A 15,914-nucleotide genomic window follows, 5' to 3' on the forward strand; every position below is an offset into this window, starting at 1 on the left:
TTATGAAAAATTTAAGAATAAAAATGGTTTTACTTCTAGGTATGCTATTGGCATTTGCCTGCGAAGATTATCTGGATATAGCCCCAGAAGCTGAAATTGATATAAACGATGTGTTTGCCACTTTTGAAACTTCCCAGGGCTTTGTGGAGGAAATGTATAATTTGGTGGTAGATTATGGTACAAATGGTTGGAGTTTTCAGGACTATATATACGGTGATGACGGTTACAATACGCAAGCCTTTAAATTTAGCACTCAGTTAGATCGTGGTGAATTAAATCGTTGGATTGGTAATAGCTTAAGTTACTTGCATCAAAATAATAGGTTTCAAACCGGTTCAAATAATGGAACTCTAGGGAGCACTAATGAAGAACAAGGTCGAGGTAGACCAAAAGTATGGAATGCTAGTATGCGTGGTATTCGTAAAGCAAATGTAGTGATTGCCAACGAAGATTTAATGGTAGGATTAACTCAACAAGAAAAGAATGTTATTTTAGGGCAGGCTTACTTTTTTAGAGCGTTCTTTCATAATGAGGTTATGAAATTTTGGGGACGTTTCCCCCACATTACTGAAGTTTTCACGGGTGCAATTACTACGCCCCGTCCAGAAACCTATAAAGAAGTGGCGTTGGCTGTAAACGAGGATTACAAAAAAGCTATTGAATTATTACCGGTAGATTGGGATGATGAACCTTATGGACAAAGAACACTAGGCGATAATGCTGGTAGAGTCACAAAAGGTGCTGCTTATGCATTTCAAGGCAAAAACTTACTGTTAGCAGCAAGTCCGTTAATGTTTTTTAACAATGCGCCCGGCATTGATACCTATACTTATGATACAGAACTGGCTGCCATGGCCGTTGATGCTTTTGCAGAAGTATTAAAACTTGATGAAGCTGGTGAATATGAATTGGCAGCAAACATGGAAGATTATAAGAAGGTATTATGGAATACTCCTAGAAATACTTGGCCAGCTTTAGTTCCAGAAGCTAAAGAATTAATTTTTGCTGGTTCAGCAGGCTCCCATGTAGGCTCTACCTCTAGCTTTATGGCTACAGGTATGCCAAGGCCTATTGCTGCTACAGGTACACAATGTACTAGTGCCACCCATAATTTCATACATCAAAATTTTGGAATGGCCAATGGGTTATCTATTGAAGATGACTTAAGTGGAGTTTATGGTACACCATTGTACGACCCGAATAGACCGTTCGACAATAGAGACCCTCGCTTTTATGCATGGATTTTTGCAGATCGTGATGTTCTTGGAACTAGAGCAGGTATACCTGCAGTTAATAGAATAATGCAGTTATATTCTGATGATGGCACTGGATCGAGTGGTGCACATCGCGACAGGAATAATTATTCATTTACTGGATATATGTTCAAGAAGTTTTATCCAGAAATTAATGGTGAATATCATTCCCAAAGAGGTAATAATATTATTGGAAGGTTTACAGGAATACGTTTACACATGAGGTTAACAGATGTATATTTGATGTATGCAGAGGCACTACATGTTTCTAGAGGAGCAACTACAGCTCCAAGTTCTTATCCTTTAACCGCAGAACAAGCTATCAATAAATTTAGAGATAGAGCTGGGATACCTGGGGTACATCCTGCCATTGTTGCAGACAATAAAAAATTTATGGACGAGCTAAGACGAGAAAGATCTGTAGAATTATCTTATGAAGCACACAGATGGGTTGATATACGCCGTTGGGGAGTGGCCCACGAGGATAAATACAGAATTAAGACAGCATTAAATTTTGATAAGGATTGGACCTTTTTTCAGGAAGCAGTACTTGTAGATAGGGTGTGTGAATACCCTAAGCACTATTGGTTACCTTTTGAACAAAACCAAACACAGTTTTATGAAGGTTTCCCTCAAAATCCAGGATGGTAAATTTTGTGCAAATTTGTTTTAACTAATACTAAAAATTAAATAATTAAAAATGAAGATATTTAAAATATATAGGTTGTATGCCCTCCTGTGCTTCACTATGCTGTGCTTTTGTGTTATGGCTACAGCACAATCTAAAGTTACAGAGATATCAGCAACCGTGGTTGATGAACAAGGCAACCCTTTAAGTGGGGTTAAAATTTACGGTCCAAGTGGGTCTCGAGCATCTACCAATGTGAATGGGGTATTTAATATTAGCCTACCTAACGATGAAACGGTAATTATTGAGAAAAAAGGATACGAGTCACAATTTTTTAGTTTGTCTACTTTGGCAGGTAATATTACTATTTCTCTTGTGAAGTCTAATTTTCTTGCTTCAGAAGATGATGAAATAAAAATGGGCATATTAACTAGGGATCGACGTGATATCGTAGGTTCTGCTTCATCGGTTAACACTAAAGATCGTTTAACTTACGATAATACACAATTTGTTCGAGATTATATTACTGGTTTAATACCAGGAGTAAGAGGTTCATCCAGTATAAGAGGTATTGGCAATGCGCTTTTTGTGATTGATGGTGTTTTTGGGCGTGATCCAAACGTATTAAATATGGAAGAGGTCGAGCAAATAACCGTTCTTAAAGATGCCAATGCAGTGGCACTGTATGGCAGTCAAGGACAAAATGGGGTTATTATTATAAACACGAAACGTGGTAAAATAAATAAGAAAGAAGTAAACGTGAATGTGCGTTCTGGTATTAGAACACCTTTAGCTTTGCCTAATTATTTAGATGGTGCTACTTACATGGAATTATTTAATGAAGCTCAACTTAACGACGGTACTGATCCATCATTATTGCGTTTTTCTTCAGATCAAATTCAAAATACAAGAAGTGGATTAGATCCGATTTCTTTTCCAGATACTGACCTGCTTGATTTTATGCAGCCTTTTATTAGTACCCATAATGTTATTGCAGAATTTTCTGGAGGTAATGATAAATCTCAATATTATGTAAATACGGGATGGCTTTATAACGAGGATTGGATAAACATAAACGAAGATATTAATGCCGGGACCAATCGCTTTAATGTACGAGGTAACATAGATTTTAAGGTTAACGACTGGATTACTAGTAGTATTGATGCTGTGGTGATTATAAGCACCGACAAAAGTGCTAGATCTAATTTATTAAGTGCAAATACTACATTTCTACCTTTTGAATATTCGCCATTAATACCTGTAAGTGCTTTAGACATAGAAAATAATCCAGATCTTGCAACCTTGTTTGCTGGTGCTACTGTTTTTGATGGTAATTTATTAGGTACAGCACAACAAGTTGGAGTGAATGCTCCTGTGGCACGTGCTATAGCAGGGGGGTATCAAGATCAAGTCTTTCGTATAACACAGTTTAACAACGCCATAAATTTCGATCTTTCTGGAATTACCAAAGGCTTATCAGCTAAAACTTACATAAGTTTCGATTTTGCGGAATCCTACACGACATCCATACAAAATCAGTATAGAACTTATGCTATTACAGGTATTCAAGATGGTAAAATAACAGGCTTGCAAGATTTTGGACAAGACAGAAGAGATTTACGTGAGAGTAATTCGTCTAATGGATTTGTATCACGCATTGGTACCTATGCATTGGTTAATTATCAAAAAAGCTTTGGAAACCATTCTATAAATACCACTGCTTTAGGATATTACAATTCAGAAAGAAGAGCTGGTTCTATTCAAACAGATAGAGATACCCACTTAGGTTTTCAGATGACCTATGATTTTAAGAAAAAATTATTTGTTGATTTTTCTAGTGCATATGCACACTCTATTAAATTACCAGAAGGTAATAGAGGAGGGTTTTCACCAACAGTTGGATTGGGATATATCATAAGTGAAGAACCCTTTTTAAAAGATAACGATTTTATAAATTACCTGAAACTTAAAGCTTCTGGAGGCGTAATTAAAACGGATAGAGGCATTGATGGTTACTATTTATATCAAGAAAACTATAATGACGGAGCTTCCTTTACTTGGGCAGATGGGTTATTCTCTAATAGAAGACAAAACATTACCCAAAGTGAAAATCTCGATTTAGGATTTGAAGAACGAATAGATTTAAATATTGGATTTGAAAGTTATTTAATGAATTCATTATGGTTGGAAGCCAATTATTTTAGAACTGAATTGGATAAGCAAGTAGGCTTTTTATTTGATATATATCCTTCATACTTCAATACGTTTAGACCGCGTAATAATTTTAGTGCCAATTTATATACTGGTTTTGAATTGGGTTTAAATTTTAACAAAACCTTTAATGACCTTTCAATTGGTATAGGAGCCAACGTATTGTATAGCCAAACAGAGGCTTCAAAACGCTCAGAAATTAATGAGTTTGCTTACCAAAATAGACAGGGACTTGAGTTATCCACAATATTTGGATATGAAGATTTAGGGTTCTACTCTCAATCAGATTTTGTGGTTGATGGTAACGGTGATTTAGTTAGAGATTTCGAGGGGAATTTTATTTTAAATAATTTACCTATACCTAATTTTGGTGGCGTACAACCTGGAGATCTTAAATATGCTGATCAAAATGGGGATAATGTTATTGATCAAGATGACCAGATAGCTCTAGGTCAAGGTTCAAGCCCCTGGACGTATGGTATTAACTTAAATTTAAAATATAAAAGATTCAATTTGTTTGTGTTAGGTACTGGTCAAACAGGAGCGCTTGGTAATAAACTAACGGGTTTTAGTAATTACTTCAGCCCTAATGGAAATGATAAATACTCAGAAGTGGTATTAGGACGTTGGACACCGCAAACAGCTAGTTCAGCAACTTTCCCAAGATTATCAGCAGGAGAAAATCAAAACAACTTCAGAACGTCTACGTTTTGGTTGTATGATAATAGCTTCTTTGAAATCAGCCGTGCGCAGTTAACGTATGAGTTCACGGATGCCCTATGTGACAAAATAGGCGTTAAAGATTTTAGTTTAAATCTTCAAGGCACTAATCTTTTTGAGGTTGCAAAAAATAAAGATATCCGTCAGTTAAATGTTGGAACCAATCCTCAGGCTAGGACTTATACTTTAGGTATAAGAGCGTCATTTTAATTAAATAAAAATTAGATATATAAAATGAAAAATTTAATAAAATATATTGTAATCATGTCCGTATTTACGGGTATGGTTAGCTGTGATACCATGTTAGAGCCTGTCGATGAAAACAGGTTGGACTTTGAGTTTGTAAGTACCGATCCTGCTTCTGCAGAAGGGATATTATTAAATGGTTATTCACGGTTAATTGATCAGTTTACATTTATTGAAGCTGCCACAGATGATGCTGTTAATAATCAATTAAACAACGGTTTTAAGCTTATGGCACTGGGCGGGTTAAATGCACAAAATAATCCTACTTCACGTTGGAATAACTTTGAAAGTGTGCTATGGCTAAACAAATTTTTGGAGATTATTGATGCTGGAGAAATTGTATGGTCTTTAGATGAGGATATAAACGAAATGTTTTACCTTCGAATGGAAGGAGAAGCTCTGGCTTTGAGAGGGTTGCATCATTTTTACGTGTTACAGGCACATGCCGGTATTGGTACTTCTGGACAGTTATTGGGAGTGCCTTACATAACAGAGTTTATACAGCCTGATGGCAATTTTAATTTACCGCGTTTATCTTTCGAGGCTACCGTACAAGCTATAATGGCAGATTTTGATGCTGCACTCGCTTTACTACCAACGGATTATTCCGATAGTCAGGCGGATTTAGACCCATTATATCAACAATATGATTTTAATAAATATAAAGTTGTCAATGGTTCTCCTTACAATTTACGAATGTCTGGTAGAATAGTAAAAGCTCTAAAGGCACGTTTGGCCCTTTTTGCTGCTAGCCCATCGTTTTTAAATGATCAGGCTTACTACACTATGGCTGCGGAATTTGCAAGTGAAGTATTAAATACTATTGGTGGCGTTTCTGGTTTATCTCCAAACGGAGTTGATTATTTCACAACTTACAATGTATCTACTACCGATGAAATGATATGGAGAGGTACCATACCTACAGGTGTAAGTTCTGGAATTGAAAGACGAATGTTTCCTCCTTCTGTAAATGGTAGAGGAGAAATTAATCCTACTCAAAATTTTGTAAATGCTTTTCCTATGCAAAATGGATTTCCTGCAACTGCAGCTAATGGTTATGACCCACAAAATCCTTATGCTAATAGAGACCCTAGATTGGCTCAGTTTGTTGTTAGCAATGGAGATAATTTTGGAGGAGGAACTATTAATACTGGAGTTGGAGGAGGAATTGATAGATTGGATTCTATTCCTCAATTTTCAACAAAAACAGGTTATTATCTTAAAAAGCTTTTACATCCGGGTGTAAGACTCAATGATGATGGTTCAGCCGTTGGTCAAAGAACCTATGATGTTTATTTTAGATACACAGAATTATTCTTAATTTTTGCTGAAGCCGCCAATGAGATTGGAGGTCCAGACCAACAAATTAATGGCATGACTCCCCGCGAAGTTATCGGAGCTATCCGTCAGAGAGCGGGTCTTGCTCAACCTGATAATTATTTGGCTTCTATAACGACAACCGAAGCTATGCGACAACTAATCAGAAATGAGCGCCGTTTAGAGCTTAGTTTTGAAGGTCACAGATTTTGGGATTTAAGACGTTGGGGCTTACCCTTAAACGAAGCAGCACAGGGTATTTTCTTTAATGGAACGGATTACATTGAAATACCATCTGTAGAGATTAGAAATTTCCCATCATTTGCTACTTATATGCCAATACCCAATGATGAAACTTTAAAGTTTCCGGAACTTGAACAAAATGCAGGATGGTAATTGCTTAATTTTAAAAAAAATTAAAAATATTTAACATGAAAATAAAATTAGTTTTAATAATCGCTTTAGTCTTTAGCTTATTGGCCTGCGAAAATGAAGAGTTTGCAGTATCTGATTTCGGCACCACTTCAGTATATTTTCCATTTCAAACTCCTGCTCGAACTTTAGTTTTGGGTAAATACGATTTGGGTTTTAATGATAATGACAATAATGGTCGATTCGAAATAGGGGTAGTTATGTCGGGAGTATTTGAAAATCGAATAGATAGAAGAGTGTTTTTTGAATTAGCTCCAGAATTAATAGACCCGAATGTATTGGGGGTAGATTCTGTAAATGTACAGATTTTACCTTCTTCCTATTACACTATAGAACAAGAGAGTCCTGTTACAATTCCTGCTGGTTCTATTAATGGTCGTATTCCTATTCAACTTGAGGATGCCTTTTTTGATGATCCACTTTCTTTCGCTGGGGAAAACGAAACGCATTATGTAATTCCTTTACGAATTACCGATTTTGAACAACTAGATTCTCTTTTAACTGGAATACCTATAGTTGATAATCCTATCAAGATACTGAGTGAACACTGGAACCCTGCACCTAAGGATTATACGCTTTTTGGTATTAAATTTATGAATAAATATCAGGGGGTTTATTTACGTCGTGGAACAGATAAAATTGTTGGGACCTCTGAAAAAGTTACTATTGCAACAGGTGCAACAGAAACAACCAACATTGATACTACGTCTGTTTACAAAGCAGAATTTATTGAGCAGGATGAAGTTGTTCCAGTATTAACATCTGGGAGGAATAGTAATACAGTTACTAATCGAGTTAGAAGAGGACTTATTCCTAGTTCAGATAATGTTTCTCTGAATATTACGTTCGATGACAATGGAAATATTGCCATAACAAATGTCGAGGGGGATCAATATACGGTAACAGGAACAGGAACTTTTGTAGAAGAAGGAGATGAATGGGGTGGAAAAAAACGTGATGTAATTTATTTAGAGTATCAATACAGTGACACCCAAGTTGTACAGGAAGTTCGTTTTGGTCAAGTGATTTCTGAAACAACAGTTGATTTATTGCATACAGTTAATGACACTTTAGTAATGAGGAATAGAGATGTTAAATTTGAGCAATTTACGGTGCAATTAATAACAAACTAGAATTAAAACTCACACTTAGTTTAAAACTTTTTGTAAATACAATATTAAGGCGGGGTTTTATTCCCCGCTTTTTTTATATTCTAAGTTAGAACTAACAGAATTATTGTTTAAAGCCAGTTCCTTAATATAAAAATAGTTAATTCAGGACAGAACAGGATACTTAGGATTTTATAATGACTTATATTTCAGACATTAATTATAATGAGTTTAGTTTAATTATAAGTGTTTTGAGTTAGTCAATACTTCCCATCATTTGTTTATATTTATGATGGGAAGTTTTTTAATCTTAAGAGATATATTATGAAAATAGGTAAGACAGATTTAATAGGTTTAATAATAATTATAATTACCACAAGTTTTTTTTCTTGTGCGCAAAAAGAACCCGAAATACCCTGGGTTAATTTAATAAAAGGCGAAACACTTGAAGGTTGGAATATTAAAGGAGGGAATGCAACCTATCAAAATGTTGATGGCGTTATTATAGGAACAACCGCTGCTGATACGCCAAATACTTTTTTAACCACAGATTCTATTTATGGAGATTTTATTTTTGAAATTGATTTCAAGGTAGATTCAACCATGAATTCTGGTATTCAAATACGAAGCAACAGTTTACCATATTACAGGGATGGCATGGTGCATGGGTATCAGGTAGAAATAGACCCTTCTAAAAGAGCTTGGAGTGGCGGAATCTATGATGAAAAAAGACGCCGATGGTTAAATCCATTAGAAAATAATACAGAGGCACAAAAAGCATTTAAACAGAATGAATGGAATCATTATCGTGTTGAAGCTATTGCAGATACTATAAAAACTTGGGTTAATGGTGTACCTGCAGCTTATCTGATTGATGATAAAACGGCATCAGGGTTTATTGGTTTACAGGTGCATTCTATTGGAAAGGATAAGGAAAAATTGGGTAAACAAATCATGTGGAAAAATGCTAAAATTTTAACCGAAAATTTAGAAAAGTACACGGCCTCATCATCTTTAGAGCCAATTATTACCAAAAACAACCTCACTTTTGATGAGAAACGAGCTGGTTGGGAAATGCTTTGGGATGGTAAAACAACGAATGGATGGCGTGGAGCAAAACTTGATAAATTTCCTGAAAATGGTTGGGTTATTGAAGATGGAGAACTTATCGTTTTGTCCTCTGGAGGTGGAGAATCTGAAGCCGGTGGCGATATCGTTACAACTGAAGATTACAGCAATTTTGAATTGTTGGTAGATTTTAAATTAACTCCAGGAGCCAATAGTGGTATTAAATATTATGTGGATACTGAAATTAATAAAGGCCCGGGGTCTTCAATTGGTTTAGAATACCAAATTCTTGATGATGCAATACATCCAGATGCAAAGTTGGGTTCTCATGAAGGTAGTAGAACGGTTTGTTCGTTATACGATTTAATTAAAGCAGATCCAATCAAACCTGTAAAGCCAATTGGTGAATGGAATACGGCTTACATTAAGTCTGTTAATAACCATGTTGAACATTGGATTAATGATGTTAAGGTTTTGGAATACGAACGAGGAAGTGATGAGTTTTTAAAATTGGTTTCAGAAAGTAAGTATGCAAAATGGCCTAATTTTGGTCTTCTAGATAAAGGACAAATTTTGCTCCAAGATCATGGAGATAGAGTCGCATTCAGAAACATTAAAATTAAAGTGCATAAGCCTAAAAATGACAATAATGGATAATAAACGAAGAACCTTCATAAAAAAGACGGCATTGGCAGGAGTTGGTGTAAGTTTAGCAGGCAGCGTAAATGCTATGACCGCCAAAAGCTATAATAATATTATTGGATCAAACGACCGAATTAATCTGGCAATACAAGGTTTAGGTAGACGATATGGCGCATTCATTCCTGCCATAGCCCTAAAAGATAGCAATGTACGGTTAAAATATTTGTGTGATGTGCTTCCTAGTCAGATGAGTAAGGCAGCAAATAAGATTGCTGAAAAAATTGACTATAAAGTCGCATTAGAAGCTGACATCAGAATAATACTGGATGATAAAGATGTTGATGCTATTTTTATGGCTACACCAGATCATTGGCATACACCAGGCGCCATAATGGCTATGAAGGCTGGGAAACACGTATATTTAGAAAAACCTTGTAGTCATAATCCAAGAGAAAACGAATTAGTTGTTGAGGCACAAAAAAAATTCAATAAAGTGGTACAAATGGGGAATCAACAACGCTCTTCACCTCAAAGTATTGAAATAATTAATGATATTCATAACGGTATTATTGGAGATGCCTATAAAGCTATAGCCTTTTATACGAATAGGCGAGGCGAAGTTCCACATCCCGTAAAATCAGACCCTCCAAAAGGCTTAAACTGGGAATTGTTTCAAGGGCCAGCTCCTAGAAAGGAATACATGCACGACACTTGGGACTATAATTGGCATTGGTATGGTTGGGATTATGGTACTGCTGAAATGGGAAATAATGCCACCCATGAGTTGGATATTGCTCGATGGGCTTTAAATGTGAATTATCCGCAGTATGTTGATGTTATTGCAGGAAAACATCAATTTGTAGATGATGGCTGGGAAATGTATGATACCATGGAGGCCATTTACAAGTTTTCTGATAATCGTGTTATTCAATGGGATGGCAGTAGTAGAAATGGTTATTCTAAATATGGTCGAGGTCGAGGTACCATCATCTATGGATCTAAAGGATCTGTAATGGTTGACAGACAAGGTTATGAACTTTACGATTTAAAAGGAGCGCTTATCAAAGAAAATAAATCTGGAGATAGTGAAGGTGGTGTGGCTCTTGGAGGAGGCGGAGATTTATCTACAAGACATGCTGTTAATTTTTTCAACACTATAAGAGGTAAGGAACAACTCACTTCTCCCATTGATATAGGAGCCATGTCACAAATGTTAACACACTATGCTAATATATCTTACAGAATCAATAAAGGTTTTGATGTTGATGAGGAATCTGGAAGGATTTTTGATAGAGAAGCTATGAAACTTTGGTCTCGAACATACGAACCAGGTTGGGAACCAAAACTTTAATTTTTGGAAAGACGTTCGTTCATAAAAAAAACAAGCATGGCAACATTGGGTGTTGCAAGTATGGGGCACTTATACGGCACCTCATCATCCTATCTTGGAGCTAATAACACTATAAATATTGGGGTTATTGGAGCAGGAGATAGAGGTGGTGGCCTAACATCAATAATTAATTCTATTGAAGGCATAAATGTTATTGGTCTATGCGACGTATTACCTTTTAGGTTAGAAAAAGCTATGGCCAAATCAAATTCAAAACCAAAGGGATATGATAATTATTACAGGCTTCTAGAGAATAAAGATATTGATGCTGTAATTATATCGACTCCCTTTCATTCCCACTCTAAAATAGCTATTGATGCGCTTGATGCAGGAAAACATGTGTATTGTGAAAAAACTTTGGCTAAAGGTTATGATGGTATCAAAGCTCTAACAATAAAAGCAGAAAATTCTAACCGCATTTTTCAAACAGGACATCAATATCATAGTTCCAGGTTGTACACTCATGTAGTTGATTTAATTAAGAATGGAAAAGTTGGTAAAATAAGTGCTTTTGAATGTCAGTGGAATAGACATGGGAACTGGAGAAGAAGTGTACCAGACCCAAAGTTTGAAAAAGCCATCAATTGGAGAATGTATAGAGAATTCTCTGGTGGGCTTCTTGCGGAATTATGTTCACATCAAATAGATTTTGCCAATTGGGTGCTTGACGAAACACCGGAAAAAGTCATGGGAGTTGGTGGTATAGATTATTGGAAAGATGGACGAGAGACTTATGACAACATTCATCTGATTTACAGTTATGAAAGTGGCGTTAAGGCAACTTTTACCTGCCTAACTAGTAATGCAAAAGATGGCTATCAAATAAAAGTGATTGGAGATAAAGGAACCATTATTATTGATACTAAACACGCATGGTTTTACCCAGAGGGTAAGAGGGAAAATAGAATAATTGAAGATGTAGATGGTGTTAGTGGAGCTACCTCACAATGGGATGCCGAAAAAGGTATGCGTATTAATGTGGAGCATCTAGATCCTAGTAAACAAGCACTTTTAGATTTTAGAACGGCCATTTATAATAACAGAAAACCAGCATCTAACATTATTACTGGTGCCAAATCGGCAATTTGTGTACAGATGGGCTTGGATGCTATGTATAATGATGAAATTGTTGTTTGGAATAATAAGATTCTAAAGTAATCATGCCGTTTAAAATAGAATCAGGCTTACCTGTTTATGTCTTTGTTACTGATAATTGATAGCTGTTAAAACACTACTTTTTTTAATTTCAGGACACAACAGGACAGAATTATTTGAATCATATTTTATTTTTAATTCCATTGTTTTAATAGCAATAAATCTAATCCAAAAAATCAGATTTTAACACACACACATATATATTCATTCTTATGCAAAGACAAAACTTTTTAATCTTCATCATTAGTATTTTATACAATTTTACACCTATACATGCCCAGCAAAACAATACTTCTGAAAAACCAAACATCATTTTTATTCTCACAGACGATCAACGTTTTGACGCTATTGGTTATGCAGGGAATCAATTTGTTGAGACTCCAGAGATGGATAATCTAGCCAAATCTGGAACTTATTTTCATTCGGCAATTGTTACAACACCCATTTGTGCTGCTAGTAGAGCTAGTATATTAACTGGTTTGCATGAGCGTACCCATAATTATAATTTTCAAACAGGTAATATTAGGGAGGAATATATGACAAATTCCTATCCAAAACTCCTAAAAGACAATGGATACTATACTGGTTTTTTTGGTAAGTATGGTGTGAATTACGGCGGTTTGGATAAACAATTTGATGAATATGATGAGTATGATCGAAACAATCGATTTAAAGATAGAAGAGGTTATTTTTATAAAACCATAGATAATGACACGGTACACTTAACAAGATATACAGGGCAACAAGCACTCGATTTTATTGAAAAGAATGCAACAAATGACAAACCCTTCTGTTTATCTTTAAGTTTCAGTGCTCCACATGCCCATGATGGGGCTCCAGAACAATATTTTTGGCAAACCGAAACCGACGGTTTACTGCAAAACACTACCATTCCAGAGCCCGCCCTTAGTGATGACAAATACTTTTTAGCACAACCAAAAATGGTTAGAGAAGGGTTTAATAGATTACGTTGGACTTGGCGTTATGATACTCCTGAAAAGTACCAGCATAGTTTAAAAGGCTATTACAGAATGATATCTGGAATAGATTTTGAGATAAAAAAAATTCGAGAAAAACTCAAGGAAAAGGGTGTAGATAAAAATACCGTAATTATCCTAATGGGAGATAATGGTTATTTCTTGGGAGAGCGCCAATTTGCTGGGAAATGGTTAATGTACGACAATTCCATACGTGTGCCTCTCATTGTTTTTGATCCAAGAGTAGATAAACATCAAGATATCAATGATATGGCACTTAATATTGATGTGCCACAAACCATTGCAGATTTAGCCGGTGTTAAAGCGCCTGATACTTGGCAAGGAAAAAGTTTAATGCCTATAGTTAAGCAAGAAACTAAAAGTATTGGTAGAGACACTATTCTTATTGAACATCTTTGGGATTTTGAGCCCATTCCACCTAGTGAAGGGGTGCGTACTAAAAAATGGAAGTATTTCAGATATGTAAATGATAAATCTTTAGAAGAGTTATACGATTTAGAGAAAGATCCACAAGAGGTTAAAAATTTAATAGGAAAGAAAAAATATAAGGAAGTAGCCGATAAGTTGAGAGCCAAACTTGAAGAATTAATCAAGAAGAATAGCGATGAGTACCGAACTGCACCAACAGATTTAACAGTCGAGTTAATTAGAGAACCACAGTCTGATGTAGAAATTTTCGATTTAAAGCCAGAGTTTGGATGGACGGTTCCTTTAGGGGCTAAGTTCCAAGGAGCTTACCAGATTTTGGTAGCATCAAGCTTAAAGAATATTGATAACAATAATGGCGACGTTTGGGATAGTGGTAGAGTAGCCTCTAGTAAATCTACAGATGTAGAGTATGCCGGAAATCCTTTAGAACTTGGAAAAACCTATTACTGGAAGGTTAGAATCTGGGAGCAAGAGAATAGATTGGTTGATTATTCTGAAGCTCAAAAATTCACCACAGGTAAGAGTGATAGTTACATTATTTCAACAGAAAATAAATATAATATTGAAAAGATTAAACCAGCCAAGTTTGAGAAACGTGGAGAAGTCTATTTTATGGATTTTGGCAAAGCCGCTTTTGCAACCGTAAATTTCAGTTACAATGCCCAAACACCACATACACTAAAAGTAAGAATTGGAGAAATGATGGATGATAATGGCCATGTAAACAGAACACCGCCAGCTAAAAGTAATATTCGTTATCAAGAAGTGGCTGTTAATGTGGTACCTGGTAAAACTGAATATCAAATTGAGATAGTACCGGATAAACGAAATACATTACCTAACAAGGCAATTGCACTACCAAAAGGATTTCCTGTTTTAATGCCTTTTAGATATGCCGAAATTGAAGGTGCTCAAGAAGCAATAAATGCTGAGGATGTTATACAATTGGCACATTTTAGTTACTGGGATGAAGCTGCCAGTAGCTTTGAAAGTGATAACGACATTTTAAATCAAGTTTGGGATTTATGTAAATATTCTATTAAAGCTACTACTTTTAATGGCTTGTACGTTGATGGAGAAAGAGAACGTATTCCTTACGAAGCTGATGCCTATTTAAATCAATTAAGTCATTATACAACCGATAGGGAATATGCCATGGCCAGACGAACTATTGAGTATTTTATGGAGCATCCAACATGGCCTACCGAGTGGCAACAGCATGTAGCTTTACTAATTTATGCAGATTACATGTATACAGGTAATACCGAACTTATAGAGCGTTATTACGAACCTTTAAAACATAAAACACTTTTTGAATTATCTAATGAGGATGGGTTAATAACGTCCACAAAGGTAACTGAGGAGTTTATGTATAAACTTGGTTTTAAACCAGGTTACAATAAACCTTTGACCGATATTGTAGATTGGCCAAATGCCAATTTCATGCAAAGTGGAAATGAAGGAGAACGTGATGGATTTGTGTTTATGCCATACAGTACGGTAATTAACTCGTTCTTCTACGAAAACATGAAAATTATGGCAGAATTCGCTAAACTTTTAGGAAAAACTCAAGAAGCACTAGATTTTGAATATAGGGCAGCCAAAGCTAAAAAAGCAGTCAATGAGCAAATGTTTGATAAAGAACGTGGTGTTTATGTAGATGGTATAGGAACAGACCATGCCTCTTTGCATGCCAACATGATGCCTTTGGCTTTTGGATTGGTACCAGAGGAGCATTTTAATTCGGTTGTAGATTATGTGAAATCTCGAGAAATGGCTTGTAGCGTATACGGTGCACAGTTTTTAATGGACGGTTTATATAATGCAGGAGAATCAGACTATGCCTTAGACTTATTAGCGAGTAAGGCAAAAAGAAGTTGGTATAACATGATTAGAGTAGGCTCAACCATTACTTTAGAGGCTTGGGATTACGATTATAAGGTAAATTTAGATTGGAATCACGCCTGGGGTGCTGTACCTGCTAACGTCATCCCAAGAGGATTATGGGGCATCAAACCAAAAACACCTGGTTTTGGAGTAGCAAGCATTAAGCCTCAGATGAGTAAGTTAAAGTCAAGTGAAATAGAAGTGCCAACGGTAAGAGGTGCCATAAATGCAAAATATACTTATAACGGTGCAAGACTTCAAACCTATGAAATTGAAATACCAGGAAATATGGTAGCGGAGTTTTCTCTGAACGATTTAGACGGAAAGGATTTAATTCATAATGGTGAAAAAGTACCCTCTGCTTTTGATTATTTAAGATTATCACCAGGGAAGCATATTATTCAGCTTAAAATTAATTCCTTTTAATAG

The 15,914-nt window shown here is 35.7% G+C and carries 8 protein-coding genes; all 8 read left to right on the forward strand.

Annotated features, from left to right (window positions below; translation table 11 throughout):
* The first annotated feature begins 2 nt into the window (after nucleotides 1-2).
* The 8 genes from ABD963_RS11555 to ABD963_RS11590 all read left to right on the forward strand — a co-directional run bounded on the left by ABD963_RS11555 (nucleotide 3) and on the right by ABD963_RS11590 (nucleotide 15,911).
* Entirely contained in the window at nucleotides 3-1,904 is a 1,902-nt protein-coding gene (locus tag ABD963_RS11555; protein WP_345277134.1) for a RagB/SusD family nutrient uptake outer membrane protein, read from the forward strand.
* A gap of 49 nt (nucleotides 1,905-1,953) precedes the next feature.
* Complete coding sequence (locus ABD963_RS11560; protein WP_345277135.1) at nucleotides 1,954-5,022, forward strand: SusC/RagA family TonB-linked outer membrane protein; 3,069 nt, start codon at nucleotides 1,954-1,956, stop codon at nucleotides 5,020-5,022.
* Between the two features lie 24 nt (nucleotides 5,023-5,046).
* On the forward strand, nucleotides 5,047-6,771 hold the full coding sequence (locus ABD963_RS11565; protein WP_345277136.1) for a RagB/SusD family nutrient uptake outer membrane protein: 1,725 nt from the start codon (nucleotides 5,047-5,049) through the stop codon (nucleotides 6,769-6,771).
* Nucleotides 6,772-6,806: 35 nt separating this feature from the next.
* Nucleotides 6,807-7,940: a DUF5627 domain-containing protein gene (locus ABD963_RS11570; protein ID WP_345277137.1), complete on the forward strand. Its 1,134-nt coding sequence runs from the start codon at nucleotides 6,807-6,809 to the stop codon at nucleotides 7,938-7,940.
* Nucleotides 7,941-8,240: 300 nt separating this feature from the next.
* Entirely contained in the window at nucleotides 8,241-9,641 is a 1,401-nt protein-coding gene (locus ABD963_RS11575; protein WP_345277138.1) for a 3-keto-disaccharide hydrolase, read from the forward strand.
* The gene (locus ABD963_RS11580; protein WP_345277139.1) at nucleotides 9,634-10,977 is read left to right on the forward strand and encodes a Gfo/Idh/MocA family protein; all 1,344 of its coding nucleotides are present in this window, start codon (nucleotides 9,634-9,636) and stop codon (nucleotides 10,975-10,977) included. The genes ABD963_RS11575 and ABD963_RS11580 overlap by 8 nt, the downstream gene beginning before the upstream one ends.
* 3 nt (nucleotides 10,978-10,980) lie before the next feature.
* On the forward strand, nucleotides 10,981-12,174 hold the full coding sequence (locus ABD963_RS11585; protein ID WP_345277140.1) for a Gfo/Idh/MocA family protein: 1,194 nt from the start codon (nucleotides 10,981-10,983) through the stop codon (nucleotides 12,172-12,174).
* Between the two features lie 209 nt (nucleotides 12,175-12,383).
* Nucleotides 12,384-15,911, forward strand: coding sequence for a family 78 glycoside hydrolase catalytic domain (locus ABD963_RS11590; protein ID WP_345277141.1), 3,528 nt, complete (start codon nucleotides 12,384-12,386; stop codon nucleotides 15,909-15,911).
* Nucleotides 15,912-15,914: the final 3 nt, after the last annotated feature.

It is taken from the genome of Litoribaculum gwangyangense (assembly GCF_039543505.1).
In the GTDB taxonomy this organism is placed as follows: Bacteria; Bacteroidota; Bacteroidia; order Flavobacteriales; family Flavobacteriaceae; genus Litoribaculum; species Litoribaculum gwangyangense.

Bases quoted from the DNA above. Each gene is read 5' to 3' on its own strand.
- ABD963_RS11570 (WP_345277137.1), top strand. From the start codon at position 6,807: ATGAAAATAAAATTAGTTTTAATAATCGCTTTAGTCTTTAGCTTATTG.
- ABD963_RS11555 (WP_345277134.1), top strand. From the start codon at position 3: ATGAAAAATTTAAGAATAAAAATGGTTTTACTTCTAGGTATGCTATTG.
- ABD963_RS11560 (WP_345277135.1), top strand. From the start codon at position 1,954: ATGAAGATATTTAAAATATATAGGTTGTATGCCCTCCTGTGCTTCACT.
- ABD963_RS11590 (WP_345277141.1), top strand. From the start codon at position 12,384: ATGCAAAGACAAAACTTTTTAATCTTCATCATTAGTATTTTATACAAT.
- ABD963_RS11575 (WP_345277138.1), top strand. From the start codon at position 8,241: ATGAAAATAGGTAAGACAGATTTAATAGGTTTAATAATAATTATAATT.
- ABD963_RS11565 (WP_345277136.1), top strand. From the start codon at position 5,047: ATGAAAAATTTAATAAAATATATTGTAATCATGTCCGTATTTACGGGT.
- ABD963_RS11580 (WP_345277139.1), top strand. From the start codon at position 9,634: ATGGATAATAAACGAAGAACCTTCATAAAAAAGACGGCATTGGCAGGA.